Source organism: Neisseria sp. P0019.S002 (assembly GCF_051957155.1).
Lineage (GTDB): Bacteria > Pseudomonadota > Gammaproteobacteria > Burkholderiales > Neisseriaceae > Neisseria > Neisseria perflava.
Map to the genome: position 1 here is coordinate 1 of NZ_JBQCWS010000142.1, position 446 is coordinate 446.

At 52.0% G+C, this 446-nt stretch carries 1 protein-coding gene; it reads left to right on the top strand.

What is annotated here, in order from left to right; genetic code table 11:
• Nucleotides 1-446: sodium:proton antiporter (locus ACTHTY_RS11990; protein ID WP_440367856.1), on the top strand; the 446-nt coding region annotated here is incomplete at both ends.

Here is a 446-nt window from a genome sequence, read left to right on the forward strand (position 1 = left end):
TGCTGTTTTTGGTTCCGTTCGCCGTTGTGTTCGGTTTCGGGGCGGGTGTGCATACGGTTGCCCATGCGCTGGTTGAGGAATATATCCAGTTTATCCTGCTGCTTTTGGCTTTATATACAATTTCGGGCGGGATTTTGGTTTGGGGTAAGCTCAATGGTACGCCTGCGCTGAATACCGGGCTGCTGGCGGCGGGGACGGTGATGGCTTCCTTTATGGGGACGACCGGTGCGGCAATGCTGATGATTCGTCCGCTGCTGAAGGCAAATCATTACCGCAAGAATAAGGTGCATGTCGTTATATTCTTTATTTTTTTGGTGGCAAATATCGGCGGTGGACTGACGCCGTTGGGCGATCCTCCGCTGTTTTTGGGCTTCTTGAAGGGCGTGGATTTCATGTGGACGGTGAAACACATGTTGATGCCCGTATTGATCAGTACGGTGGTGCTG